Annotated in this window: 19 protein-coding genes; 10 read left to right on the forward strand and 9 right to left on the reverse strand. The window is 71.1% G+C overall.

The window, feature by feature from the left end; translation table 11 throughout:
- The first annotated feature begins 204 nt into the window (after positions 1-204).
- On the forward strand, positions 205-1,971 hold the full coding sequence (gene rny / locus EV382_RS00435) for a ribonuclease Y (protein WP_130399697.1): 1,767 nt from the start codon (positions 205-207) through the stop codon (positions 1,969-1,971).
- 101 nt (positions 1,972-2,072) lie between these two features.
- Here rny and EV382_RS00440 read toward each other — a convergent pair whose 3' ends face one another.
- From EV382_RS00440 to EV382_RS00455, 4 genes are all read right to left on the reverse strand, one after another.
- On the reverse strand, positions 2,073-2,954 hold the full coding sequence (locus EV382_RS00440) for an amino acid ABC transporter permease (RefSeq protein WP_358090102.1): 882 nt from the start codon (positions 2,952-2,954) through the stop codon (positions 2,073-2,075).
- A 34-nt stretch (positions 2,955-2,988) separates the two neighbouring features.
- Positions 2,989-3,645, reverse strand: a complete 657-nt coding sequence (locus EV382_RS00445) for an amino acid ABC transporter permease (protein ID WP_130399699.1) — start codon at positions 3,643-3,645, stop codon at positions 2,989-2,991.
- A gap of 80 nt (positions 3,646-3,725) precedes the next feature.
- Positions 3,726-4,661 carry a glutamate ABC transporter substrate-binding protein gene (locus EV382_RS00450; protein WP_130399700.1) on the reverse strand — a complete coding sequence of 312 codons (936 nt, stop codon included), beginning with the start codon at positions 4,659-4,661 and terminating at the stop codon, positions 3,726-3,728.
- Positions 4,662-4,718: 57 nt separating this feature from the next.
- Positions 4,719-5,465 carry an amino acid ABC transporter ATP-binding protein gene (locus EV382_RS00455; protein WP_425271853.1) on the reverse strand — a complete coding sequence of 249 codons (747 nt, stop codon included), beginning with the start codon at positions 5,463-5,465 and terminating at the stop codon, positions 4,719-4,721.
- 202 nt (positions 5,466-5,667) lie between these two features.
- On the opposite strand from EV382_RS00455, the gene selD reads away from it, so the two are divergent.
- Together selD and EV382_RS00465 are read left to right on the forward strand one after the other, a co-directional pair.
- Positions 5,668-6,657, forward strand: coding sequence for a selenide, water dikinase SelD (gene selD, locus EV382_RS00460; RefSeq protein WP_130399702.1), 990 nt, complete (start codon positions 5,668-5,670; stop codon positions 6,655-6,657).
- Between the two features lie 230 nt (positions 6,658-6,887).
- Positions 6,888-7,367: a hypothetical protein gene (locus EV382_RS00465; RefSeq protein WP_130399703.1), complete on the forward strand. Its 480-nt coding sequence runs from the start codon at positions 6,888-6,890 to the stop codon at positions 7,365-7,367.
- A 58-nt stretch (positions 7,368-7,425) separates the two neighbouring features.
- Here EV382_RS00465 and EV382_RS00470 read toward each other — a convergent pair whose 3' ends face one another.
- The gene (locus EV382_RS00470; RefSeq protein ID WP_130399704.1) at positions 7,426-7,674 is read right to left on the reverse strand and encodes a DUF2277 family protein; all 249 of its coding nucleotides are present in this window, start codon (positions 7,672-7,674) and stop codon (positions 7,426-7,428) included.
- A 158-nt stretch (positions 7,675-7,832) separates the two neighbouring features.
- On the opposite strand from EV382_RS00470, the gene EV382_RS00475 reads away from it, so the two are divergent.
- The 6 genes from EV382_RS00475 to fxsT are packed head-to-tail and all read left to right on the forward strand — an operon-like array spanning position 7,833 to position 17,045.
- Entirely contained in the window at positions 7,833-8,021 is a 189-nt protein-coding gene (locus EV382_RS00475; protein ID WP_130399705.1) for a hypothetical protein, read from the forward strand.
- A gap of 30 nt (positions 8,022-8,051) precedes the next feature.
- Positions 8,052-10,391 (forward strand): FxsB family cyclophane-forming radical SAM/SPASM peptide maturase, encoded by a 2,340-nt coding sequence (locus EV382_RS00480; RefSeq protein ID WP_130399706.1) that lies wholly within the window; start codon positions 8,052-8,054, stop codon positions 10,389-10,391.
- Complete coding sequence (locus EV382_RS00485) at positions 10,375-11,199, forward strand: AAC(3) family N-acetyltransferase (protein ID WP_244236479.1); 825 nt, start codon at positions 10,375-10,377, stop codon at positions 11,197-11,199. The genes EV382_RS00480 and EV382_RS00485 overlap by 17 nt, the downstream gene beginning before the upstream one ends.
- Before the next feature lie 52 nt (positions 11,200-11,251).
- A complete protein-coding gene (locus EV382_RS00490; protein WP_165435689.1) occupies positions 11,252-11,908 on the forward strand; it encodes a TIR-like protein FxsC in 657 nt (218 codons plus the stop codon).
- Positions 11,905-13,179, forward strand: a complete 1,275-nt coding sequence (locus EV382_RS00495) for a TIR-like protein FxsC (protein WP_130399708.1) — start codon at positions 11,905-11,907, stop codon at positions 13,177-13,179. The genes EV382_RS00490 and EV382_RS00495 overlap by 4 nt, the downstream gene beginning before the upstream one ends.
- The gene (gene fxsT / locus EV382_RS00500) at positions 13,176-17,045 is read left to right on the forward strand and encodes an FxSxx-COOH system tetratricopeptide repeat protein (protein WP_130399709.1); all 3,870 of its coding nucleotides are present in this window, start codon (positions 13,176-13,178) and stop codon (positions 17,043-17,045) included. Before EV382_RS00495 ends, fxsT begins: the two co-directional genes overlap by 4 nt.
- 24 nt (positions 17,046-17,069) lie before the next feature.
- Here the strand turns inward: fxsT and EV382_RS00505 are convergent, their stop codons facing one another.
- Positions 17,070-17,978 carry an alpha/beta fold hydrolase gene (locus EV382_RS00505; protein WP_244236480.1) on the reverse strand — a complete coding sequence of 303 codons (909 nt, stop codon included), beginning with the start codon at positions 17,976-17,978 and terminating at the stop codon, positions 17,070-17,072.
- Between the two features lie 220 nt (positions 17,979-18,198).
- Between EV382_RS00505 and miaB the strand changes: the two genes are divergently transcribed.
- Entirely contained in the window at positions 18,199-19,692 is a 1,494-nt protein-coding gene (miaB, locus tag EV382_RS00510; RefSeq protein WP_130399711.1) for a tRNA (N6-isopentenyl adenosine(37)-C2)-methylthiotransferase MiaB, read from the forward strand.
- A gap of 39 nt (positions 19,693-19,731) precedes the next feature.
- Here miaB and EV382_RS00515 read toward each other — a convergent pair whose 3' ends face one another.
- The 3 genes from EV382_RS00515 to EV382_RS00525 all read right to left on the reverse strand — a co-directional run bounded on the left by EV382_RS00515 (position 19,732) and on the right by EV382_RS00525 (position 24,555).
- Positions 19,732-21,081, reverse strand: a complete 1,350-nt coding sequence (locus EV382_RS00515; protein WP_130399712.1) for a pectate lyase family protein — start codon at positions 21,079-21,081, stop codon at positions 19,732-19,734.
- Positions 21,082-21,317: 236 nt separating this feature from the next.
- Positions 21,318-22,901 (reverse strand): cellulase family glycosylhydrolase, encoded by a 1,584-nt coding sequence (locus EV382_RS00520; RefSeq protein WP_130399713.1) that lies wholly within the window; start codon positions 22,899-22,901, stop codon positions 21,318-21,320.
- A 445-nt stretch (positions 22,902-23,346) separates the two neighbouring features.
- On the reverse strand, positions 23,347-24,555 hold the full coding sequence (locus tag EV382_RS00525) for a DUF349 domain-containing protein (protein ID WP_130399714.1): 1,209 nt from the start codon (positions 24,553-24,555) through the stop codon (positions 23,347-23,349).
- Between the last annotated feature and the right edge of the window lie 138 nt (positions 24,556-24,693).

Consider the following 24,693-nt stretch of genomic DNA (forward strand, 5'->3'; position numbering starts at 1 on the left):
ACGCTGCGACAACTGCACCCGGTCGCCGACGCTGCCCACGGGCACCGCCGGCGGAGAAAGCTATCCACGGCCAGCCGCTCCGGTCGGGCGTCCACAGCCGCAGGAGTGTGCCCCCGGCACGGTCGCTGCGGTCTCGACGTTAGGGGAGGCGGCCATGGCGGGGCGGCGGCACAGGTTCATCGGTAGACCCGACGGGGTCCCGGCATGAACACCTTCGACGTCGTGCTCCTCGCGGCCGTCCTCGTTCTCGCGGTGGTGGTGATCGGCGCCGTGCTGGTCGGCATCCGGACACTGCGGCGGATGGGCGCCGCGCCCGCTCCGGAGGATCCCGCCTTCATCGCCGAGAAGGACCGCCAGGAGCAGTCCCTCGCCGCCCTGCGGACCGCGGCCGACGAGGCGAACAGCACGATCGACGTGGCGAAGTCCGCCGCCGCCGCGGCCCGTACCGAGGCGGCGGCGGCGAAGGCCGAGGCGAAGGCGGCCCGCGCCGAGGCGCGTCGGGTCCTCGACGACGCCCGCGCCGAGGCGGACACCGTTCTGGAACGCGCCCACAAGCAGGCCGAGGCGGACGCCGAGCAGCTGCGGACGGCAGCCCGGCGCAGCGGCGAGCGGGAGGTCGCGGTGCTCGCCGCCACCACCCGGGAGCAGGCCGCCGAGGTGGAACGCCGGGCGGCGCGGATGGACGAGCGGGAGCGGATGCACACCGAGGAGGTGGAGCGGTTCGCCGAGCGGGAACGGCAGCTCACCGCCGCGAAGGCAGCCCTCGCCGCCCGGGAGGCCGCGCTCGCCCAGCGGGAGGCCGAGCTGACCGAGTCGGAGGAGCTGCGCCGCCGGGAGTTGGAGCGGGTCGCCGGGCTCACCGCCGACTCCGCCCGGCTGGAACTGATCGACGCGATCGAGACGTCTGCCAAGCGGGAAGCGGCGCTGCTCGTGCGGGACATCGAGTCCGACGCGCGCAACACGGCCGAGCAGCGCGCCCGACACATCGTGGTGGACGCGATCCAGCGGGTCGCCAGCGAGCAGACCGCGGAGAGCGTGGTCAGCGTCCTGCATCTGCCCGGTGACGAGATGAAGGGGCGGATCATCGGCCGGGAGGGGCGCAACATCCGCGCCTTCGAGTCGGTCACCGGCGTCAACCTGATCATCGACGACACTCCCGAGGCGGTGCTGCTCTCCTGCTTCGACCCGGTCCGCCGGGAAGTGGGTCGGCTGACCCTGGAGAAGCTGGTCATGGACGGCCGCATCCACCCGCACCGGATCGAGGAGGTCTACGACCTGGCCCGCCAGGAGGTGGAGCAGCTCTGTCTCCGCGCCGCCGAGGACGCCCTGGTCGAGGTCGGCATCACCGAGATCCACCCGGAGCTGGTGACCCTGCTCGGCCGGCTGCGCTACCGCACCTCGTATGGGCAGAACGTGCTCAAGCACCTGGTCGAGACCGCCCACATCGCCGGCATCATGGCCGCCGAACTGCGGTTGGACGTGCCCATCATCAAGCGGTCGGCGTTCCTGCACGACATCGGCAAGGCGCTCACCCACGAGGTGGAGGGCAGCCACGCCATCATCGGCGCGGACCTGGCCCGCAAGTACGGCGAACACGAAGACGTGGTGCACGCCATCGAGGCGCACCACAACGAGGTGCCCCCACAGACCATCGAGGCCGTGCTCACCCAGGCCTCCGACGCCTGCTCCGGTGGGCGGCCGGGCGCCCGTCGGGAGAGCCTTGAGGCGTATGTCAAGCGGCTGGAGCGGATCGAGGAGATCGCCGCCGGCAAGCTCGGCGTGGACAAGGTCTTCGCCATGCAGGCCGGCCGGGAGATCCGGGTGATGGTCAAGCCGGACGACGTCGACGACATCGGGGCGGCCGTGCTGGCCCGGGATGTGGCCAAGCAGATCGAGGAGGAGCTGACCTACCCGGGGCAGATCCGGGTCACCGTGGTCCGCGAGTCCCGGGTCACCGAGATCGCCCGCTGACCGGCTGCGATCACCAGGAACTTACCGATATCGGGGTGTCCCCAACGCTGGGACACCCCGATATCAAGAAACTCGAGTCGATCACACGCCGGACGGCCCGGTCACACCATCCGGGCGGAGTCCTCGCCGACGCTCTGGGCGGGCAGCACCTTCGCCGCCGTCCGCCGGCTCTGGCCCATCCGCTTCTGCAACCACCAGGCCAGGATCGACAGCGCACCGCAGATGGCGATGTAGATCGCCGCCACGATCAGGTACGTCGGCACGTACGGCAGCCCGAACGGCAACCGGCCGCCGATCTGCTTACCCACGAAGAGCAGCTCGGGGTACGTGATGATGAAACCCAGCGCGGTGTCCTTGAGCAGCACCACGAGCTGGCTGACGATCGCCGGGAGCATCGACCGGACGGCCTGCGGCAGCAGGATCAGTCGCAGCACCTGGTTCTTGCGCATGCCGACCGCGTACGCGCCCTCGGTCTGCCCGTACGGCACCGCGTTGATGCCGGCCCGGAAGATCTCCGCGAGCACCGAGCCGTTGTAGAGCATCAGCCCGATGACCAGCGCCCACAACTTGTCGATCGACCAGCCGTACTGCAACGGCACGTAGTAGCCGAAGAAGATCAGGATGAGGAGGGGGATCGCCCGGAACAGCTCCACGACGAAGGTCGCCGGGGTACGCAGGATCCACTTGTCGCTCAGGCGGGCACTGGCGAACACCGCGCCGAACAGCAGCGCCAGGACGGCGGCGATGCCGGCGGCCTTCAGCGTCGCCCACAGCCCGCCGAGCAGTTCGCGTTGCACCGAGGCGTACTGGAACTGCTCCCACTTGCGGGCCTCGAACTGGCCGGTGTCGGCGAACTTGTAGCCGATGTAGGCGATGAGAGCGATGATGCCGACCGTGGAGGCGACGCCCAGGATCGCGTTACGCCGCTTGGCGCGAGGCCCGGGCAGGTCGTAGAGGATCGACGCCTGGCTCAACTCAACCATCCTTCGTTCGCGGCCGTGCGGCTCGCCAGCTCGCTCATCGGGCCACCCTCCACTTGCGCTCCAGGATCCGCTGCAACGCCACCAGCGGCAGGATCAGGATCAGGAAGCCGATGGTGATCCAGAGCAGGACGGCGAACTGCGGCTCGCCCCGCTCGGCCATGTACGCGGGGATCGCGCCGGCCTCCAGCACCGAGAAACCGGCGGCGATGGTGGTGTTCTTCAGCATGGCGATGAACACGCTCATCATCGGCGGGACCATCGCCCGCAGCGCCTGCGGCAGCACGATGAGCGTGAGCACCTGGCCGAAGGTCATCCCGAGTGCTCGGGCTGCCTCGGCCTGCCCGGCGGCGACCGTGTTGACGCCGGAGCGGATCACCTCGCAGATGAACGCCGAGGTGTAGACGGTCAGCGCGATGGCAGCGCTGGAGAAATAGTCGATGTTGACGTCGAGCTTCGGCACCGCGAACACGAGGAACGCGAAGACCAGCGTCAGAGGGGTGTTGCGCACCAGGTTGACGTAGGTGGCGCCGAACGCCCGCAGCGCCGGCACGGGGGAGACCCGCATCGCGCCCAGCAGCGTGCCGAGGACGAGGCTGCCGACCGCTGCGATCAGGAAAAGTTTGACGGTGTTGGTGAACCCGTCAACGAACAGTTGCCCGTTGTCCGTCAGTACGCGGAAGAACTCGCCCATGCCTCGCTCTCAGTCCTCGGACGGACGCCGGACGGGGACGAGCCCCGCCCGGCGCCACAACTCGTTGTCGAGCCGTTCGGTCAGTACCGCTCGAGGGTGGGCGGGGTGCCCGCCGAGCCGGACAGGCCGAGCGTGCCGTCGTAGATCTTCTGCCAGGTGCCGTCGCCGAACGACGCCTCGATCTGGTTGTTGACGTAGTCGCGCAGCGCCTTGTCGTCCTTCGGCAGGCCGATGCCGTACTTCTCGGTGCTGAACGGCTGGCCGACCACCTTCAGCTCGCTCGGGCTCTGCGCCGCGTAGCCCTTGAGGATGGCGTCGTCGGTGGTGACGGCGTCGACCTTCTTGTCGAGCAGCTGCGAGACGCACTCGGAGTAGGTCTTGAACTCGACGATGTTCTCCGGCTCGGTCAGGCCCTCGTCACGGACCTTCTGGATCGGGGTCGAACCGGTGGCCGAGCAGACCTTCTTGCCCTTGAGGGTGTCCTTGCCGGTGATCGACGACTCGTCCTTGCGGACCAGCAGGTCCTGGCCAGCAACGAAGTACGGGCCGGCGAAGGAGATGTCGTTCTTGCGCTTGTCGGTGATCGAGTAGGTGCCGACGTAGTAGTCGACCTCGCCACCCTTGATCGCGGTCTCCCGGTTGGCCGACGCGATCTCCTTGTACTCGATCTTCGCCGGGTCGATGCCCAGCGTGCTCGCCACGTACTGGGCGATCTCGATGTCGAAGCCGCACCGCTTGCCCTGGGCGTCCTTGTAGCCAAGGTTCGGCTGGTCGAACTTGACGCCGACGGAGACCTTGCCAGCCGTCTTGATCTTCTCGAAGGTCGGGCTGCCGGCAATGGCCGCGTCGGTCTTCGGAGTGAAGGTCGCGCCGGAGCTCTTGCAGGTGTCACCCTGAGCGGCGCCGGAGGCGGTGCCGCCCGCGCTCGGGGTCGGCTCACCCTCCTTGCCGCACGCGGCGGCCGACAGGGCGAGGGAGGCCATCATGGCGACCGCCGCCACGCTCTTCATACGCATACTCTTCTCCTTCTTCAACGGAGCCCACCGAGGTGCGGCGCGCTCCACTACGGACGCCTAGTGCGTGAGGATCTTGGAGAGGAAGTCCTTCGCCCGGTCGCTGCGCGGGTTCTCGAAGAACTCCGCCGGGGAGGCGTCCTCGACGAGCTTGCCGTCGGCCATGAAGATGACCCGGTTCGCGGCGTGCCGGGCGAAGCCCATCTCGTGGGTGACCACGACCATCGTCATGCCGTCGCTGGCCAGCGAGGTCATCACGTCGAGCACCTCGCCGACCATCTCCGGGTCCAGGGCGCTGGTCGGCTCGTCGAAGAGCATCGCCTTGGGCTGCATGGCCAGCGCCCGGGCGATCGCCGCCCGCTGCTGCTGGCCGCCGGAGAGCTGGGCCGGGAACTTGTCCGCCTGGTTGGCGATGCCGACCCGGTCGAGCAGGGCCAGGCCACGTTCGCGGGCAGCGGCCGGCTTCTCCTTGCGGACCTTGATCGGGCCGAGGGTGACGTTCTCCAGGATGGTCTTGTGCGCGAAGAGGTTGAAGGACTGGAAGACCATGCCCACCTCGCTGCGCAGCTTGGCGAGGGGCTTGCCCTCGGCCGGTAGTACCTGGCCGTCGAAGGTGATGGTGCCCGAGTTGATCGGTTCCAGTCGGTTGATCGTGCGGCACAGCGTCGACTTGCCGGAGCCCGACGGGCCGATCACCACGACCACCTCGCCCCGATCCACCGACAGCGAGACGTCGTCCAGCACGTGCAGCGGCCCGTACCACTTGTTGACCGCGTCCAGCACGATGAGCGGTTCGCCCGTCGTCACGTCGTTCACCGTCCCTGTCGTATCCCGGAGCGGGGTCGGTTGACCCCCGGTGCGGCCACTGTAGGCGGCGTGATGTGGCAGAACGCAACCCAGCGGGTCACGGAGCGGTAACACCGGCCACGATCGTTCTCGGGCGTCCGATTTCGGTCACCGATTGGTAGCCGCGGTGGCGATCGTGGCGCGTTGTCGAGATCATGGGGGGATGACCGAACCCGTACGGTTGACCAAGTACGCCCGCGGCGGTGGCTGTGCCTGCAAGATTCCCCCGGGTGAGCTGGAGATCATGGTGGCCGGCCTCGGTCCGGCGACCGGCACCGCGGAGTTGCTGGTCGGGTTGGATCACGGCGACGACGCGGCGGTGGTGCGCCTGGACGAGCGGACCGGCGTGGTCAGCACCGCCGACTTCTTCACTCCGGTGGTCGACGACGCGTACGACTGGGGTCGGATCGCCGCGGCCAACGCGCTCTCCGACGTGTACGCGATGGGCGGCACCCCGCTGGTGGCGCTCAACCTGCTCTGCTGGCCGAGGGACGTGCTGCCGCTGGAGTTGGCCCGTGAGGTGCTGCGCGGCGGTCAGGACGTGGCGCGGGAGGCCGGCTGTCACCTGGCCGGCGGGCACAGTGTGGACGACGACGGCCCGAAGTACGGGCTCGCGGTCACCGGCACGGTCCGACCGGAGGAGCTGATCACCCTGGACGCCGGGCGGGCCGGGGTGCCGTTGTCGCTGACCAAGCCACTCGGGGTGGGCGTGCTGAACACCCGACACAAGGCCACCGGTGAGAGCTTCCCGGAGGCGGTGGCCACGATGAGCGCGCTCAATCGGGAGGCCGCCCGCGCGGCGGTCGCCGCCGGCATCCGCTGCGGCACCGATGTGACCGGGTTCGGGCTGCTCGGGCACGCCTCGAAGCTGGCCCGGGCCAGCCGGGTCACGGTGGCCATCGACACCGCCCGGGTGCCCTATCTGGCTGGCGCGCGGGAGGCGCTGCGCGACGGGTTCGTCAGCGGCGGCAGCCGGCGCAACCTGGACTGGGTGACCCCGTGGACCGACTTCGGCGCGGCGGACGAGGCGGAGCGGCTGCTGCTGGCCGACGCGCAGACCTCAGGTGGCCTGCTGGTCGCCGGCGAGGTGCCCGGCGCGCCCGTGGTGGGCGAGCTGCTGCCCCGGGGCGAGCATCTGGTCGTTCTGCGCTGATCAGAGGCGGTTGACCGACCCGAGGACACGCGCTGGTGGTGGTGCGGATGGCGCACCATACCCGATAAACTGTCACCTTCCCGCTACTCCGAGCAATGCCGCTCAGGGAAATTTTGCCCGGAATGGTCACAGACCGGTAACTTGCCCCCGGCTGGGGTCAAATGCCCCCCACCATCGTGTGTAAGGCCCGATCCGGAGGCCGGTGGGGACGAACGCAGCGAGGAGGCGGAATGACCGAGCTGTGGAACTGGAGAATCGACGGGGCTCAGCCCGTGGAGGTCTACCCGGCGCTGGCCGAGGCGCTTGGTCGGGTGGTGATGCCGCTGGCGGCGGCCGACCCGGCGCGGCTGCCGGCATACGCGGTGGTGTGTGACGTCTGGCAGGCGCCGGGCGAGTTCGCGACGGTGGTGGACTGCTACGGGGTGCCCGAGGAGCTCTCCGAGCACGCCAGCATCGCCGCGCTGGCCCGATTGCTGGGCCGCAACTGCCTGTTGCGCGACGACACTCTCGACGCGGGCCGGCACCTGCTCGTCGCTCCGGACGGCACGGTCCGTCCGGTGCACTTCGACGTGCGGGACACCGATGAGGGTGAGGTGCTCAGCAAGCTGCGGCTCTGCTCGTTGGGCGACCCGGGTTGTCGGGGCTGGTCGCAGTGCCACCGCTCGCGCTGGGCACCGGACACGGTCGCACCGGCGCTCGCCGCGGCCTGACCCTCGCCCGGGTCGGGCCGGCCGGGTGTCGTGCCGGCGGGCCAGCCCGGGGCGGCGGTCAACTGGCGGCGGTGGCCGACCGGTCCGTGGTGCCCGATCCGGCGCCCCGTACCACCAGTTGGTCGAGCAGGGTGCGCGTCGCGGCGGCCACCGCGGCCACCGCGGCGTCGAACGCGGCGGCGTTGTGCGCGGCGGGCGCCCGGAAGCCAGAGATCTTCCGGACGTACTGCAACGCCGCCGCCTCGACGTCCGCGTCGGTCACCTGCGGGGTGAACGGTTCACGCAGCGTCTTGATGCTCCGGCACATGGCAACTCCTCCTCCACCGCGGCCTACCACTCGCCGTGCCGACAGTGGTACCGACGGTGACACTTGGTCGATATTTGTCTATCCTGGTCACGGACCAGAGCCGTTCGAGCCACAGCCGCCGCTCGCGCTCCCAGCGCCCCGGCCCCCGGAGACTCATTGTGGACCACGCACCCACCCGCCCATCCCGTCCCGACCTCGTCGATCTGACCCGCAGCCTGCACACCCCGCTGGAACGGGTCGCCGTCGAGCACGCCGATCTGATCGAGGCGGTGCGCCTGCGCGTCGTCACCAACGACTCCGCGCCGTTCGGCACCGTGGCCGTCGCCGCCTTCAACTCGTCCATCTGAGTGATGGTCTGCCGGTGCGGTCCATCCGCGATGGGCGGATCCTGCCGGCGGATCAGTCAGTTCGTGCTGAAGGTGCACAGCCGGTGTGACCTCAGCTGCGACCACTGCTACGTCTACCAGCACGCCGACCAGACCTGGCGTGGCCGGCCGGCACGGATGTCGCCGGCCACGGTCCAGGCCGCCGCACGGCGCATCGCCGAACACGCCCGCGAGCACGAGTTGTCGATCGTGCACGTCGTGCTGCACGGGGGTGAGCCGCTGCTGCTGGGCGCCGCCGGGCTGCGCGAGGTGCTGGCCGAGTTGCGCACCACGATCACCCCATGGGCACGGCTCGACCTGCGCATGCAGACCAACGGCGTCCTGCTCGACGAGGAGTTGTGCCGGCTGTTCGTCGAGTACGGCGTGCGGGTCGGGGTGTCCTTCGACGGCGACCGTGCCGCCAACGACCGCCACCGGGTCTTCGCCCACGGCGGCAGCAGCCACGACCACGTGCGGCGGGCGCTGGCCCTGCTCCGGCGGCCGGAACACCGCGCCAGCTACGCCGGCATCCTCTGCACGATCGACGTCCGCAACGATCCCGACCGGGTGTACGAGGCGCTGCTGGCCGAGAGCCCGCCCCGGGTCGACCTGTTGCTGCCCCATGCCACCTGGGACAACCCCCCGCAGCGCCCTGGCCCCAGCCCCACCCCGTACGCGGACTGGCTGGGGCGGCTGCACCGAAGGTGGGTGGACGACGGCCGCCCGGTGTCGATCCGGATGTTCGAGGCGCTGCGCCCGGGTGGCGGCGGCACCGAGGCGTTCGGCCTGGCCCCGGCCGACGTGCTGGTCATCGAGGCGGACGGCACCTGGGAGCAGGTCGACTCGTTGAAGACCGCGTACCACGGCGCCGCCGGCACCGGATTCGACGTGTTCGACCACTCGGTGGACGAAGCCGCTCGGCACCCCGGGGTCGCCGTCCGGCAGGACGGCGTGGACGGCCTCTGCACGACCTGCCGGTCCTGCCCGGTGGTCGACCGGTGCGGCGGCGGCCTGTACGCCCACCGCTGGCGCACCGGCTCCGACTTCGACAACCCGTCGGTGTACTGCGCCGACCTGCTCCGCCTGATCGACACCGTGGACGCCCACCTGCCGCCCACCCGACCCGTGCCGCGCCAACGGCCCGTCACCGGATCCGGGCCGGGTGACTGGTCCGCCACCTCCCCCCTCGACGAGGTGCTGGACGACCTGGCCACCGGGCACGGGTCCGCGTCGACCCTGGCGCTGCTCGCGGCCACCCAACTCTCCATCACCCGGGCGCTGCTGGCGGCCTGCCGGGACCGGTCCGGCACCACGGCCGCCTGGGAACTCCTCGTCCACCTCGACCAGGTGGCGCCGGAGGCGGTTCGGGCGGTCCTGGCGCACCCCTTCGTCCGGCCCTCGCTGGTGCATCGCCTCGGTTCGTCGGCCCCGCCCGGCCTCGCCACGGCAGTCGACCCGCTGCCGGCCCTGGCCATCGCCGCGGCCCTGCGCGCCGGGGTCGCGGCCACAGTGGACGTCCCGGCGCGGGCCGACGCGATCACGATGCCCACGCTCGGCAGCCTGGTGCTGCCGGGCCTGGGGGAGAGCGCCGAGGTGACCGTCCGGCCCGGCGAGTTCCAGGTCCGGGGCGGGTCGGCCGAGCAGTCGGTGCTCCTCGAGCCGCTGGCGTCGCCGTCGGCCGGTTGGCTTCCGACCCGCGAGGTGTCGGTGCCCGGTGGCCGGCTGCTCCTGGAGGACGGCGACCCGTACCGCGACTGCTACGGCCAGCCCGTGCAGCCCCGCCTGGATGCTCCGGCGGCGGGGGCGTTGGGGCGTACCCTGACGGCGGCCTGGCGGGTCGTGCAGCGGGACGTGCCGGCGCACGCGGCGGCGCTCGACGGCGGTCTGCGCGCCGTCGTCCCGTTGGCGCCCGACCCGGCGCGACCGCTGCGGAGCGCGACCGCCCGGCACGCGTTCGGCGCGGTCGCCGTCACCCCCCATCCCGACCCGGAGACGATGGCGGTGCTGCTCGTGCACGAGTGGCAGCACGCGAAGCTGGGTGCGGTGCTCGACCTGTACGACCTGGTCGAACCCGGCCAGGGCAGCCGGATCCGGGTGCCCTGGCGCCCCGACCCGCGGCCCCCGGAGGGCGTGCTCCAGGGGGTGTACGCCCACCTCGCCGTCACGCAGGTCTGGCGGGCCCGGGCGGCCACCGACCGGGGCGAGGCGTCGGCGCACGCGGCCCACTTCCTGGCCTGGACCCGGGACGGCGTCGACGCGCTGCTGGCCAGCCGGTCGCTCACCGCAGCGGGTGAGCGGTTCGTCGGCCAACTGCGCCACGCCCTGGAGGAGACCCGTGTCGGGTCCCGATGAGCACTCACCGCCCACCCTGGGCCGCCCCCGCCTCGCCGACGACCTGCGGGCGCTGGGCGTACGCCCGGGGGTGTGCCTGCTGGTGCACTGTGGCCTGCGTCGGGTGGGCCCACTGGAGCACGGCCCGGCGACCCTCGCCGGCGCGCTGCGCGACGTCCTCGGCCCGGCCGGGACGCTGCTGGTGCCCACCCACACCGACGGCAACTCGACCACCTCCCGGGCCCACCTGGCGGCCACCGCCGGCATGGACCGGGCGCAGCGCGAACGGTACGAGGCGGCGCTGCCGGGTTGGGACCGCCGGACCACCCCGTCGCAGCGGATGGGTGCGCTCGCCGAGTACGTCCGGTGCGCCCCCGGTGCCGTGCGCAGTGACCACCCGCAGACCTCGTTCACCGCGCTCGGCTCTCGGGCCCGACAGCTCACCGACGGCCATGACCTCACCTGCCACCTGGGCGAACGCTCACCGATGGGCAAGCTCTACGCGGCGGACGGGCAGGTCCTTCTGCTCGGCCTCGGCTACGAGGCGTGCACTGCCCTGCACCTGGCCGAGTACCGGCTGCCGGTGCCATCCCCCGAGCGCGACTACCACTGCTTCCGCCTCGTCGACGGGCGGCGGGTCCGCCTCGACTTCCGGGCTCTCGATCTGGACGACCGGGACTTCCCGACGGTGGGTGCCGCGCTCGACGCGACACCGTTGGTGCGGCAGGGCCGGGTGGGGCGGGCCAACGCCCGCCTGCTGCCGGCCCGAGCCGCTGTCGACTTCGCGACTACCTGGTTCGCCACGAACCGGTTGGCGGCGCGACGTTGACGTGGGGACTACGCTGATGGTCCGGCCGCGTGGGGAGGGCGGAGGGGCTGCGGTGAGCACAGTGGACGCACCCTCCGGCGCGCGCGCCCCGCTCTTCTTCATCAGTTACTCGGGCGCGCCGGTCGGCCGGGCCACCGGCCAACCCGCCGAGCACCTCTCCCGGTTCTTCGTGGACCTGTCCGTTCACGTCAGTGAACTGGTCGGCCCGGTAACCGGAGTGGACGCCGGTTTTCTGGACACCTCCATCGCCGGCGGGGAACAGTGGAGCCCGGAGCTTCTCCAGGCCGCCGGCACCTGCCAGGTCTTCGTCCCGCTGGTGTCCAGCGCGCTGATCCTCAGCGACTGGTGTGGCCGGGAATGGGACGCGTTCTCCCGGCGGCGGGTCACCCCGCGACACAGCTCCGCCTCGGTCCACGAGACGGCGATCGTGCCGGTCACCTGGTCGTCGACGAGCGGCATGGCACTGCCTCGGGTGCTCCGCGACATCCAGCGCTTCACCCCGACCGCGCCGGATCCCGGCATCGCCGCGCACTACCAGCGGGAGGGGGTCTATGGCTTGCTGTCCATGGAGTGGGAGAACATGTACCGGGTGGTGGTCTGGCGGCTCGCGCAGCGGATCGTGGACATCCACCGGTCGTACCTGGTCGAACCCTGGGTGCCAGCGAGCGTGGACGAGCTGTGCAACAGGTTCGTCGAGGAGCCGCAGTGAGTCCGCCGACGGGCCGGCGTCGCCCGGCGTCGCGCGGGACGTACTTCTTCCTCAGCTATGCCCACTCGGCGCCGGCACCCGGAGCCCGCGCCGACGCCGACGCCGACGCCTGGGTCCGTAAATTCTTCACCGACCTGACCGACGAGGTGCGGCGCCAGGCGCGACCGGTGGCCGGGATGCGGATCGGCTTCTTCGACCAGGACATTCCGTTGGGCGCCGACTGGAAGGCCGCCCTCGCCGAGGCGCTCGGTGACGCCGAGGTCTTCGTCCCGCTCTACTCGCCCGGCTACTTCAGCCGGCCCTGGGCACTGGGGGAGCAGGAGTCCTTCCGGGCCCGGCTGGCCGCCGCCGGGCCGGCCCGGGCCACCGCCGGTCACCTCACCCCGGTGCTGTGGATCCCGTTCCCCCCGTGGGAGACGCATCCGGAGTTGGATGCCGCACTGGACCTGGCTCGGGACGTCCCGGAGTACGCCGAGAACGGCCTCCGCGCGCTCCACATGCTGGATTCTTACAAAGGGCCGTACCGGCTGCTGCTGAGTCGACTGGCGAGCCGGATCGTGCACACCGCCGAGCGGCGACCGATGGGTCCGTCCCGGGCGCCCGGCCTGGACGAGGTCGTCCGCCCGACGCCGACCGACCCGGACCTCGTGGTCGCCGTGCTGGCCCCGACCCGGGACCGGCTGCCGACCGGTCGCGACCCCGCCGGCTACGCCGCCAGCAGCCGGCTCTGGCGGCCGTACGGGCGCAGCCAGCAGCTACCCGCCGCCGAGTACGCGGCCAGCACCGCCGAGCGGCTCGGGCTGTCGGCCCGTACGGAGGACTTCGCGCAGGCGTCCGCGCTGCTCGATCGGCGGCCGGCCGTGCTGCTGGTCGACCCGTGGATCGCGGCGACGCCGGACGCGGCGGCGGTCCTCGCCCGCATGCTGAGCGGCCTGCGCGAGTGGGTCGTTCCGCTGGTGGTCACCGACGACGACAGTCAGGACGCCACCCGCCGGGCCACCGAGGTGACCCAACTGCTGCAGAACGCCGGGCTGCCCCAGGTGAAGCGGGCGTGCAGCATGCGGGAGTTCGTCGACCTGATGCCGGCGCTGGTCACCGAGGCACGCCGGCAGTTCCTCAAGTACGGCCCGGTGGTCCCCTTCGAACCACCGGGCGAGCCGGTGCCGAGCCTGCGTGACGGTTTTCCCGCCGCCGGCTCGACCGTGCCCACCGACCCCGCGTCCCCGCCTGCTGATCCGGGCCCACCGCGTCCCCACGGAGAAGACCGATGAACAACGATCGCGACGGCCAGGTCGTCACCTTCTACTCGTTCAAGGGTGGAACGGGTCGGACGATGGCGCTGGCCAACGTGGCCTGGATCCTGGCGGCCAGCGGCCGGCGGGTGCTGGTCGCCGACTGGGACCTTGAGTCACCTGGTCTGCACCGCTTCTTCCACCCGTTCCTCGACGCCGAGGCGATCCAGGGCACCAGCGGCGTGATCGACATGATCCGTGACTACGAGTGGGAGACCACCCGGGTCGACGACCGGCCGGACCGCTGGATGGAGCAGTACGCCCGGGTCGGGCGACACGCGTTCTCGCTGCGCTGGAACTTCCCCGACGGTGGCGGCCTCGACTTCCTCTCCGCCGGCCGGCAGAACAGCGACTACGCCGTGTCGGTGAGCGGGCTGGACTGGGACAACTTCTACAACCGGCTGGGCGGGGCGCAGTTCTTCGAGGCGCTGCGCGCGGACATGAAGCGCCAGTACGACTTCACCCTGATCGACAGTCGGACGGGGTTGAGCGACGTCGCCGACATCTGCACCCTGCACCTGCCGGACACCCTGGTCGACTGCTTCACGCTCAGCGACCAGGGCATCGACGGCGCGGCCCGGGTGGCGCACTCGGTGCGGGACCGGTACCGGCGGCGCGACATCCGGGTCCTGCCGGTGCCGATGCGGGTCGACCAGGCCGAGAAGGAGCGCGCCGAGGCGGGTCGTCTGCTGGCCATGCGCCGGTTCGCCGGTTTGCCGGCCGGCATGACCGAGGCGGAACGGCGGCGTTACTGGGCCGCGGTGGAGGTCCCGTACCGGCCGTTCTACGCGTACGAGGAGACCCTCGCCACGTTCGGCGACCCGCCCGGCTCGCCGACGTCGCTGCTGGCCGCGTTCGAGACGCTGACCGGGGTCCTCACCGACGGCGCGGTGACCGCGCTGCCGGTGATGGACGAGTCGGTGCGGGAACGGGGCAAGGCCCGGTTCCGTCGACGCACCGAGGCGATCGACGACCAGATCGTGCTCCGGTACGCGCCGGAGGACGCCATCTGGGCCGAGTGGTTGGAGCGGGTGCTCAGCTCGGCCGGGATGCAGGTGGTGGAACCCACCGCCGCGGTCGGGTCGGCCGGTACGCCGGCCCCGCGGACGTTGACAGTGGTCTCGCCGGCCTACGTGGCGACCCCGTCCGGTGGTCTGCCGGAGCGTGACACCAGCACCGGCTCCACCGCCCTCGCCGTGTACGTCGCCGACCTGCGCCCACTGGCGGAGTTCCCGTCCCAGAGTTCCACCAACCTGGTCAACGTCAGCGCCGCGACCGCCGTGGAGCGGGTGTTGCGGCTGGTCGGCCGTCCGGTGCCGTCGTCGGCGGACGGGCCGGCGGGCGGGGCGACCCGGTATCCCGGCACCGAGCCGTTGATCTTCAATGCGCCCAACCGGAACGCCCGGTTCACCGGTCGTGAGGACGACCTGGCGCGGCTGCGCGCGCAGTTGCAGAGCGGGGGCAGCGCGGTGGTGCTGCCGGTCGCCCTGCAGGGCATGGGCGGTGTCGGCAAGACGCAGGTGGCCCTGGAGTACGTGCACCGGTTCAAGGCCGCGTACGACGTGGTCTGGTGGATCGTGGCGGACCCGCCGCAGTTCGTCGACACCGCGCTGGCCGACCTCGCCGGTCGCCTCGGCATCCTCGTCGGGCCGACCCTGCCCGACACGGTCCGGTCGGTGTTGCAGGTGCTCGGCCGTGGTGAGCCGTACGAGCGGTGGCTGGTCGTGCTGGACAACGCCGAAGAGCTCGACCAGATCGAGCCCTTCCTGCCGCAGGGCCCCGGGCACGTTCTGCTGACCTCCCGTAACCGCGCCTGGGGTGACCGGGCGAACCCGATCCAGGTGGACGTCTTCGACCGCACCGAGAGCGTGGCGCACCTCGCCCAGCGGGTGCCCACGATCAGCGCCGAGGAGGCCGACCGGGTGGCCGAGGCGCTCGGCGACCTGCCGATCGCGGTGGCGGCGGCGGGCGCCTGGCTCGCCGACACCGGCACGTCGGTCGCCGACTACCTGCGGCAGATCGAGCGGCACGGCCCCAGCGCCCTCTCCGTGGAGGCCACCTGGGACCTGTCGCTGAACCGCCTGCTCGAGCAGGCGCCCGCGGCGTACCGGTTGTTGCAGCTCTGTTCGGTGCTGGCCCCGGAGATCGCCCTGGACCTCATCTACAGCGACGAGATGGCGGCGGCCCTGGTGCCGTTCGACCCGTCGGTGTCGGAGCGGCTCGTGCGCGGTGCCCTGGTCCAGCAGATCAACCGCCTGGCGCTGCTCAAACTCGACGTGCAGGGCGGTCGGGTCCAGGTGCACCGGCTGTTGCAGGCGGTGGTCCGGGACCGGATGACCGATGACGAGATCGCCGCCGCCCGACACCAGGTGCACCTGGTGCTGGCCGCGTCCCGGCCCCGCGGCGACGTGGACGACCCGACCACCTGGGCCCGGCTGCGCATGCTGTGGCCGCACCTGGAGGTTTCCGAGGCGCTGACCTGCCCCGACGAGCCGGTGTGTCAGCTGCTGATCGACCGGGTCCGTTATCTGTGGCAGCGCGGCGGTCTGGACCAGGCCGACGTGTTCAGCCAGGAGGTGGACGAGACCTGGAGCGCCCGGCTCGGCGACACCCGCGAGGAGGTCGAGGCGTCGGCGCTGGGCCGGCAGCTGCTGCACCTGCGGTTCAACCGGGCGAACATCTTGCGCAGCCTGGGCCGGTTCAGCGAGGCCCGGGACCTGGACGAGGCGGTGCTGGCCGAGCAGCGCCGACTGCTGGGCACGTTGCACCCGCACAGTCTGATGACCGCCGGTAGCCTCGGCGCTGACCTGCGGGCGCTCGGCCGCTACGCCGACGCCCTGGATCAGGACCGGTCCACCTACGCCTCCTGGCTCCAGGGGTTCGGCGAGGACCACCCCCGGACGTTGAGCGCGGCCAACAACCTCGCCGTCTCGTACCGGCTGGTCGGCGACTACCGGTCGGCCCGTCGCTGGGACGACGAGGTGTTCCAGCGGCGGCGGGTGGTGCTCGGCCACAACCATCCCTACACTCTCGTCTCCGCCGTGCGGCTGGGCAGTGACCTGCGGGAGGCCGGCGAGTACGAGAGGTCGGCCACCCTGCTGCGCACGGTGTACGACACGTGCTGCGAGGTGCTCGGGCCGGAGGACGGCCAGAGTCTCGCCGCTCAGGTCAACCTGGCGGTGTCGCTGCGCAGCTCCGGTCGGGGCAGTGAGGCCGCGCCGCTGTTCGAGGCGGCCTACCGGGAGCTCGACGACCGCTTCGGTCCGGACAATCCAGACACGGTGGCGTGCCGGTCGAGTCGTGCGGCGAACCTGTTGGCGGTCGGTGACGCGGCTCGGGCACTGACCGAGATGACCGCGGTGCGTCTGGCGTTCGAGGAGCGACTCCGGCTCGGTCCGGAGCACCCGCACGCGTTGGCGACGGTGAGCAACATCTCGGCGGCGGAGCGTGCCCTCGGGCGCCGATCGGACGCGCTCGCGTCGGCGGCCCGGGCGGTCACCGAGTTGCGTAAGGTGCTCGGGCCGGACCACCCGCACACGCTCGCGGCCGAGGTCAACCAGGCGGTGTGCCTCGCCGAGGAGGGTGACTGGGCGTCGGCACGGGACCGGCTGCGGGAGACGGCCGGCCGGTTGGCCACGGTGATTGGCGCGGACCACCCGGACACGCTGCGCTGCCTCGGTGATCTCGCACTGGTGGCGCGGAGGGCCGGTGACGGCCCCGCCACCGAGGACGTCGGGGTGGTGGCGGACCGGTTGGCCGAGGTGATCGGGGTGGAGCATCCGACCGTGCAGACCCTGCGGGAACGGCGGTTCGTGGTCCGGGTGATCGACCCGCACACGATCTGACCGGGCACCCGGTCTGGCGGGTGCTCAGACTTGCGGGCTGGTCGCGAGGTCCGGCGTGGCCAGCCAGGTCAGGGTCTGCGGCAGGATCTCCACCGCCCCGAAGTGCGCGGCGCCGGGCTGCACCTGCACCTCGGCGCGGGGGATCTGCGAGGCGAGCCAGTGGGAGTGTTCCACCGGGGAGAACCGATCCTGTTCGCCGTGCCAGAGCCGGACCTCCGCCTGGATGGCGCCCAGGTCGAACCCCCAGCCGCGGCGGATCGCCAGCACGTCGTCGATCCACCCTTCGGGGCCGTGCCGCAGCGCCTCGGCGTACATGTCGGTCAGCAGTCGACGGATCGCGACGTCGTCGACGACCCGGATGTCCTCGTCGGGCAGTTGGGGGCGGAGGAAGTCCAGCAGCGTCATCGGGTCTCGGCGAGCCTCCTCCGCCCGGACCTTCAGGTTGAGCGTGAGCTCAGCCAGGTCCTCGTCGGCCTGCCCGTAGTCCTCGACGTTCGATTCCGCCATGCCCGCGTACCAGTCGAGGTCGGGTGCCCCGGCCGGGGCGAGCCCCACCAGCACGGCGGCCCGGGTGACCCGGTCCGGTAGCAGCGCGGCGCAGGCCAGGGCATGTGGCCCGCCACCGGATCGGCCGACCACCGCGAACCGGTCGATGCCGAGGTCGTCGGCGATCGCCGCCACGTCGGCCGCGGCGTCGGCCACCCGTCGACCCTCGTGCCGGTCGGAGTCGCCGTACCCGGGGCGGTCGTAGCAGACGAGGTGTACGCCGAGGCGGTAGACGACGATGCCTCGGGGCCGGGGGCCACTGCGGCTGCCCGGGGTGCCGTGCAACAGGAAGACGGCCGGTCCGTCCGGTGCGCCCGAGGTCTCCACCGCGAGGTGCCGTCCGTCCGACGTCGTGACGGTGCGCTGCGTCGCCTCTTGTCGCGTCACGGTTGGCCTCCCGCGGGTCGTCATGTGCTCCCCCGTGAACGGAGCCGCGCATCGTCGGCGCCGAGTGCAAAGCCCCCGAAATCGCCCAGAACACATCCTTGTTGTGCAGCGTACTGCCCGTCGTGGATGCCCGCCATGGGCCGGCGGGTCAATGCCGGTGGGTGGGGGTCACCGAACGGGCCGCTACCCTGGTAGCCCGAGGGGAAGGGGCACCAAGAGGGTGGCTAGGACCTACAACGTCGTGACGTACGGCTGCCAGATGAACGTGCACGATTCTGAGCGAATCTCCGGCCTGCTCGAACAGGCCGGCTACGTGCGCGCGGTGCCGACCGACGACACCCCGGACATCGTCGTCTTCAACACCTGCGCGGTGCGGGAGAACGCGGACAACCGGCTCTACGGCAACCTCGGCCGCCTGCGCCCGGTGAAGGACAAGCATCCCGGAATGCAGATCGCGGTCGGCGGCTGCCTGGCCCAGAAGGACCGGGGCGACATCGTTCGCAAGGCGCCCTGGGTGGATGTGGTCTTCGGCACCCACAACATCGGCGCGCTGCCGGTGCTGTTGGAGCGGGCCCGGCACAACGCCGCCGCCGAGGTGGAGATTCTGGAGGCCCTCGACGTCTTCCCCTCCACGCTGCCGACCCGCCGCGAGTCCACGTACGCCGGCTGGGTGTCGATCTCGGTGGGATGCAACAACACCTGCACGTTCTGCATCGTGCCGGCGCTGCGCGGCAAGGAGAAGGACCGGCGCCCCGGCGACATCCTCTCCGAGGTACGCGCCCTGGTCGACGAGGGCGTGCTGGAGGTGACCCTGCTCGGGCAGAACGTCAACTCGTACGGTGTCGAGTTCGGTGACCGGTACGCGTTCGGCAAGCTGCTGCGGGCGTGTGGCGACATCGACGGGTTGGAGCGCGTGCGGTTCACCAGCCCGCACCCGAAGGACTTCACCGATGACGTGATCGCGGCGATGGCTGAGACGCCGAACGTCTGCCACTCGCTGCACATGCCGTTGCAGTCCGGCTCCGACGACGTGCTCCGGGCGATGCGCCGGTCCTACCGTTCCGAGCGCTACCTGGGGATCATCGAGAAGGTCCGCGCGGCGATGCCGGACGCGGCCATCACCACCGACATCATCGTCGGTTTCCCCGGCGAGACCGAGGCCGATTTCCAGCGCACCCTGGACGTGGTCCGGGAGGCCCGGTTCTCCTCGGCCTTCACCTTCCAGTACTCGAAGCGGCCCGGCACCCCCGCCGCGACCATGGACGACCAACTGCCCAAGCAGGTCGTGCAGGAGCGTTACGAGCGGCTGGTCGCGGCCGTCGAGGAGATCACCTGGGCGGAGAACAAGCGCCTCGTCGGGGAGACCGTCGAGGTGCTGGTCGCGGTCGGCGAGGGCCGTAAGGACGAGCGGACCGGCCGGATGTCGGGTCGGGCCCGGGACGGTCGACTGGTGCACTTCGCCACCGAGACCGCCGACGGGGAGTCCCTCGCCGGGCAGATCCGGCCGGGCGACATCGTGCACACCACCATCACGTACGCCGCGCCGCACCACCTGAACGCCGACGGAGCACCGGTGGCGCACCGGCGCACCCGGGCCGGCGACGCGGCCGAGGCGGGTCGCTCCCCGCGTACCCCCGGGGTGTTGCTGGGTCTGCCGACGATCGGCGCACCGCCGGTCGCGCCGGCCCCCGCCGCCGGCTGCGCCGCGCACTGACCGCACGGAGGGGCCCCTGGACGAGGGGCCCCTCCGCGGTCAGACGGTGATCTTGCCGGCGCCGGCCCCGGCCGTGACGATGGACTTGACGTTGCTCGCGGTGTCCAGCTGGTAGGAGTACGGGATGCTGGCCACGCTGCCGCCGGCCTGGCCGGTGGGCGAGTTGACGAAGTGGTTGTTGCGGGCGACCAGGCTGCCCGGCCCCGAGTCGCCCTCACCGCGGTGGTACGGGTCGTCGACGTTCTCGAAGTAGTTGCCCTCGACGAGCACGCCGGCGTTCTCGGTGGACGCGACGCCGTAGCCGCCGTTGGCCCGGTAGTAGTTGTTGTACACGTGCACCGGGTTGCCGAAGCGCACCCGGGGGTTGCGTTGGTTGCTGCCGTCGAACCAGTTGTGGTGGTAGCTGACCCGTAGGTGGCCGACGTCCTGGCCGGCGTTGTCGTCGCTGTGGCCGAGCAGCATGGTCTTGTCGTGGCTGAAGACCCGGTTCCACGAGACGGTGATGAAGTCCGAGCCGCGCTTGATGTCGACGGCGCCGTCGTACCCGTTGCTGAAGCTGTTGTGGTCGATCCAGATGTTGGTGGCCGACTCCTGCACGTTGATCGCGTCGTCGTTCCAGTTGCGGAAGGTCAGATTGCGGATGATCACGTTGCGGTCGCCGTTGATGTTGAACCCGCAGCCGACGATCGTCGCCCCGTAGTTACCGATGATGGTCTTGTTGGACCGGACCCGCAGCATCCCCGAGCAGGTGATGGTCCCGGTCACCCGGATCACCGCGGCACCGGTGGCGTTCAGCGCGCTGGTCAGGCCCGAGGCGTTGCTGACGGTGGTGGTGCCGGCGTTGCCGCCGCCGGTGGTGCCGCCGTTCTGGGTGGCCCAGCCGACCAGCGTCGACGGCTCCTGGTTGGTGGGTGGGGGAGTGCTCGACGGTGGCGGGGTGGTCGACGGCGGGGTGGTCGGTGTGGTGCTGCCGGTGCAGGCGACGTTGTTCAGGGTGAAGCTGCTCGGAGCCGGGTTGCTGGAGTTGTTCCAGCTGGCGTTGAAGCCGAACGTGGTGCTGCCGTTGGTCGTCAGGGTGCCGTTGTAGTCGACGTTGGTCGCGGAGACCTGGCTGCCGCTCTGTGCGACGGTGGCGCCCCACGCCTGGCTGACCTGCTGGCCGGCCCCGTACGACCAGCGCAGCGTCCACCCGGAGACCGGGTCGCCGAGGTTGGTGACGGTGACGTTGCCGGTGAATCCGCCCGGCCACTGGCTGGCGACCGAGTAGGCCACCTGGCAGCCGGCGGCCGCCTGGGCGGACACGGAGGTCAGTAGCCCGGCGGAGACCAGGGTCGCGGTGGCTGCGGCGGTGGTGGCGATCAGCGTCATTCGACGCCGTCCTGTGCGCATGCTGCTTCCTTTCGATGAGGCGGACGGACCGTCGCGACGCCCATGCCCGGGGGCGGCGGCGGGTCTCGCCGGGACCGGTGGTCCTCGGCCCGCCAGTGCGGGTTCGTGAAGGAGAGCGGCTCCCGCGGGTGCGCCCACCAACAGGGAGGCAAGCGCTTTCCCGATGAAAGCATAGAAGAACCTTGATGTAAATGGCCGGGACGGCCGATGCGCACCGCATCGGCCGTCCCGGTGGTTCAGCAGCTGGTGCCGTTGAGTTTCACGGTGCCCGGCGCGCTGGCGGTGCCGTTGGCGGTGAAGCCCACGGTGACCGACCCACCCGCCGGAAGGGACGGGGCGTGCCCCGGAGCGACCGCGGTGACCGTCGTGCCGGACTGCGTGACGGTGGCGTTCCAGCCACTGCCCAGCGTCACCCCCGACGGCCAACTCCAGGTGACCGACCACGGGTTCACCGCGCCCGAGCCCGTGTTCTTCACCGTCAACTCGCCCTGGAAGCCGCCCTGCCAGGCATTGACCTGTCGGTAGGTCGCCGTGCAGGCGCCGGTCGGCGGGTCCGTCGGCCCACCGGTCGGCGGCCCGCTGGTGCCGCCACCGGACGGTGCGATCAGGTACGGCTGGAGGATCGCCTGCTTGGCGGTGTTGATGGTGGTCCAGTCGTCCAGCGCGATGCCGCCGGTGTCACCCGAGTTGGGGTTCCACGACCAGTAGGTGAACGACATCCCGGTCACCCCCGTGCCGGTGTAGGCCATCAGCCTCTCCAGCCACACCTTGTCCTTCGGGTCGACCAGGGTGCTGCCGAACTCGCCCATCATGATCGGTGCGATGTTCTGCTTGTACAGGTAACCGAAGTACTTGTCCCAGATGGCCGGCATGTTCGCCGGGTAGTCCGGGGCGTCGAACCAGGTCTGCCGGTACACCGAGGTGGCGTACTCGTGCGGCGAGTAGACCAGCCGGTTCGCCACGTTCAGCCGGACCGGGAACTCGCCCGCCTTGGACAGGTTGCCACCCCACCAGCCGCAGTCCTCGTCGTTGCTCGGGTCGTTGTCCCACACGTTGGAGAGACCACCGCTGGGGCAGCTCACCCCCTCCACGAAGATCAACCAGTTGGGCTGGACGCCGAGGATGGCGTTGCCGGCCCGCTCGGCGGCGAGCCGCCAGTCCCGGGTGGTGTCACCGCAACCCCAGCACGCGCCGGTGGCCGCCGGGTTGGTGCCCTCCGCGTGCGGCTCGTTGTGCAGGTCGGCGCCGATCACCGTCGGGTTGCCCGCGTACCGCTGGGCCAGCATCTTCCAGTCGTTGATCCAGGTCGCCTCGGAAACCGTCGAGGTGTACCAGAGCGGCGACTGCCCGGCCGACGTCGGCCGGTGCCGATCCAGGATGATCCGCATGCCCTTGCTGCCGGCATAGTCGATCACCTTGTCCAGGATCTGCAACGGCGACAGCCCGATCAGGTCCGGGTTGACGAAGTCGTTGATCCCCGTCGCGGTCGCGCCCGGCTTCAGCGCGTCGTTCGAGTACGGCACCCGCAACGTGTTGTAACCCAGCCGGGCCATCGTGTCGAGCTGTCCCCGCCACGGGTTGCTCGACCACAGCCCGTGGAAGGTCTTGTTGTCGGTCTCCATGCCGAACCAGTTGATGCCGGTCAGCCGGACCGTGGCACCGGTGCTGTCCACGATCTGGTTACCACTGGTGTGCAGATAACCGGTACCGGTGCCCGCGGCAACGGCCGGGCCGGTGCTGACGGTGGCGGCGAGGCACACGCCGGCCGCGACGGTGGCGAGCGCGGTGAGCGCGCCGCCGAGAGCTTTCGGACGGAACATTCGAGCTCCACTTCGGAGGTCCGACGACGTCCAGAAACGACGCCGGCGGGCGGCCGTCCGCACGTCCCGGTCCCGAAGGGGTACGCGGACAGTGCGCGACGGCCCAGGTCACGCGGACGTGGTCACTCGCGGAAGCTCACCGGCGACCCCCGACGGCGGTTGATCCGCCTTCGTCGCCCTCGTGCCGGTGGCCCTACCTGGCTCCGTCGCTCATTCTGATCAGCCCGGGTCGATGCGTCAACCAGCCGTCCGGCCGCCGTCCGCGCCCCCGAACGCGTCGATCATGGACTTGTGGTGCCCGACTTCGGGGCATTGTAGGCAATTTGTCCTCCACCACAACTCCATGATCGACGGGACAGGGGCGGCGGGCAGGGTTCGGGGTGGGGTGGACGTGGAAGAGCCCCCGGCCCCGTCAAGGGGCCGGGGGCTCCGGAACGTCGTCAGCTCAGCCGGCCTGCTCGGCGAGCTGGAGGAACTGCCGCTTGGAGGCGAGGGCCTGCTCGGCCTCCTTGATCCGGCGCGCATCCCCGGCGCTCTGCGCCCGAGCCAGCCGGTCCTCGGCCTCCGCCACCTGCGCCCGCATCTGGGCGAGCAGCGGGTTGTCCTCCTTGGTGGTGCGGCGCCACGCCGAGTCCATCACCTCGCGGACCTTGTCGTCGATGGCGCGCAGTCGACGCTCCAGCCCGGCCGCCGCCTCGCGGGGCACCCGGCCGGCCTCGTGCCACTGGGCCTGGATCTCCCGCAGCTTGGCCTGGGCGCCCTTCGGGTCGGCGTCGATGTCCAACGCCTCGGCCTCAGCGAGCAGGGCCTGCTTGCGCTCCAGGTTGCCGCGCTGCTCGTTGTCCCGTGCGGAGAAGACCTCGCTGCGCCGGCTGAAGAAGGCGTCCTGGGCCCCCCGGAACCGCTCCCAGAGCTTCTGCTCGGCCTCCTTCGAGGCGCGCGGAGCGGCCTTCCACTGGGTCATCAGGTCCTTGAGCTGGTTGGCGGTGGCGGCCCAGTCGGTGGAGTCCTGAAGCTTCTCCGCCTCGGCGACCAGCTCCTCCTTGACGGTCTGCGCCTGCTTGCGCTGCGAGTCCAGGGAGGCGAAGTGCGCGCCGCGGCGACGGGTGAAGCCGTCCCGGGCGGCGGCGAACCGCTTCCACAGCTCACCGTCGGCCTTCTTGTCGACCCCACGAATGGTCTTCCACTCGTCGAGGATCTCCTTGAGCCGATCCCCGGCGGTCTTCCAGCCGGTGGACTCGGCGGCCAACTTCTCGGCCTCCTCGACCAGCGCGGTCTTGCGGGCCAGGGCCTCGCCGCGAGCGGCGTCCCGGGCGGCGCGTGCCTCGCCGGCCTTCTCCTCGGCGAGGGTCGCCAGCTTGTCCAGGCGGGTGGCCAGCGCGTCGATGTCGCCGACCACGTTGGCCTCGGGCAGCGTGGCACGGATCCGCCGGATCGTGCTCAACGAGTGCCCGGCATCAGCCGCACCCGACTTGAGCCGCGCTTCGGTCAGGTCCACCTCGGTCACCAGATCGGCGAAGCGACGCGCGAAGTGCGCCAGGCCCTCCTCCGGTGCTCCCGCCTGCCAGGATCCGACCACCCGCTCGCCCTCGGTGGTCTTGACGTACACGGTGCCGTCCGCGTCCACCCGTCCGAAGGCAGTCCAGTCGCTCATGTGCCCATCCTCGTTCTCCCGGCGTCGAGGGATCGATCCCCCGCCGCCGCCACGGCGCAGCCAAGTTGCTTCCGGCATTGTCACAGGTCCGACCCGGTCCCCGTCGAGCGCCTATCGCCGACCGTGACCATACGGTGT

Origin of the sequence: Micromonospora violae (assembly GCF_004217135.1) — a bacterium.
GTDB classification, from domain to species: domain Bacteria; phylum Actinomycetota; class Actinomycetes; order Mycobacteriales; family Micromonosporaceae; genus Micromonospora; species Micromonospora violae.

What these genes read in the sequence shown, in the direction of transcription:
- rny (WP_130399697.1), top strand. Translation starts at nt 205, where the DNA reads ATGAACACCTTCGACGTCGTGCTCCTCGCGGCCGTCCTCGTTCTCGCG.
- EV382_RS00440 (WP_358090102.1), bottom strand. Translation starts at nt 2,954, where the DNA reads ATGGTTGAGTTGAGCCAGGCGTCGATCCTCTACGACCTGCCCGGGCCT.
- EV382_RS00445 (WP_130399699.1), bottom strand. Translation starts at nt 3,645, where the DNA reads ATGGGCGAGTTCTTCCGCGTACTGACGGACAACGGGCAACTGTTCGTT.
- EV382_RS00450 (WP_130399700.1), bottom strand. Translation starts at nt 4,661, where the DNA reads ATGCGTATGAAGAGCGTGGCGGCGGTCGCCATGATGGCCTCCCTCGCC.
- selD (WP_130399702.1), top strand. Translation starts at nt 5,668, where the DNA reads ATGACCGAACCCGTACGGTTGACCAAGTACGCCCGCGGCGGTGGCTGT.
- EV382_RS00465 (WP_130399703.1), top strand. Translation starts at nt 6,888, where the DNA reads ATGACCGAGCTGTGGAACTGGAGAATCGACGGGGCTCAGCCCGTGGAG.
- EV382_RS00470 (WP_130399704.1), bottom strand. Translation starts at nt 7,674, where the DNA reads ATGTGCCGGAGCATCAAGACGCTGCGTGAACCGTTCACCCCGCAGGTG.
- EV382_RS00480 (WP_130399706.1), top strand. Translation starts at nt 8,052, where the DNA reads ATGGGCGGATCCTGCCGGCGGATCAGTCAGTTCGTGCTGAAGGTGCAC.
- fxsT (WP_130399709.1), top strand. Translation starts at nt 13,176, where the DNA reads ATGAACAACGATCGCGACGGCCAGGTCGTCACCTTCTACTCGTTCAAG.
- EV382_RS00515 (WP_130399712.1), bottom strand. Translation starts at nt 21,081, where the DNA reads ATGCGCACAGGACGGCGTCGAATGACGCTGATCGCCACCACCGCCGCA.
- EV382_RS00520 (WP_130399713.1), bottom strand. Translation starts at nt 22,901, where the DNA reads ATGTTCCGTCCGAAAGCTCTCGGCGGCGCGCTCACCGCGCTCGCCACC.
- EV382_RS00525 (WP_130399714.1), bottom strand. Translation starts at nt 24,555, where the DNA reads ATGAGCGACTGGACTGCCTTCGGACGGGTGGACGCGGACGGCACCGTG.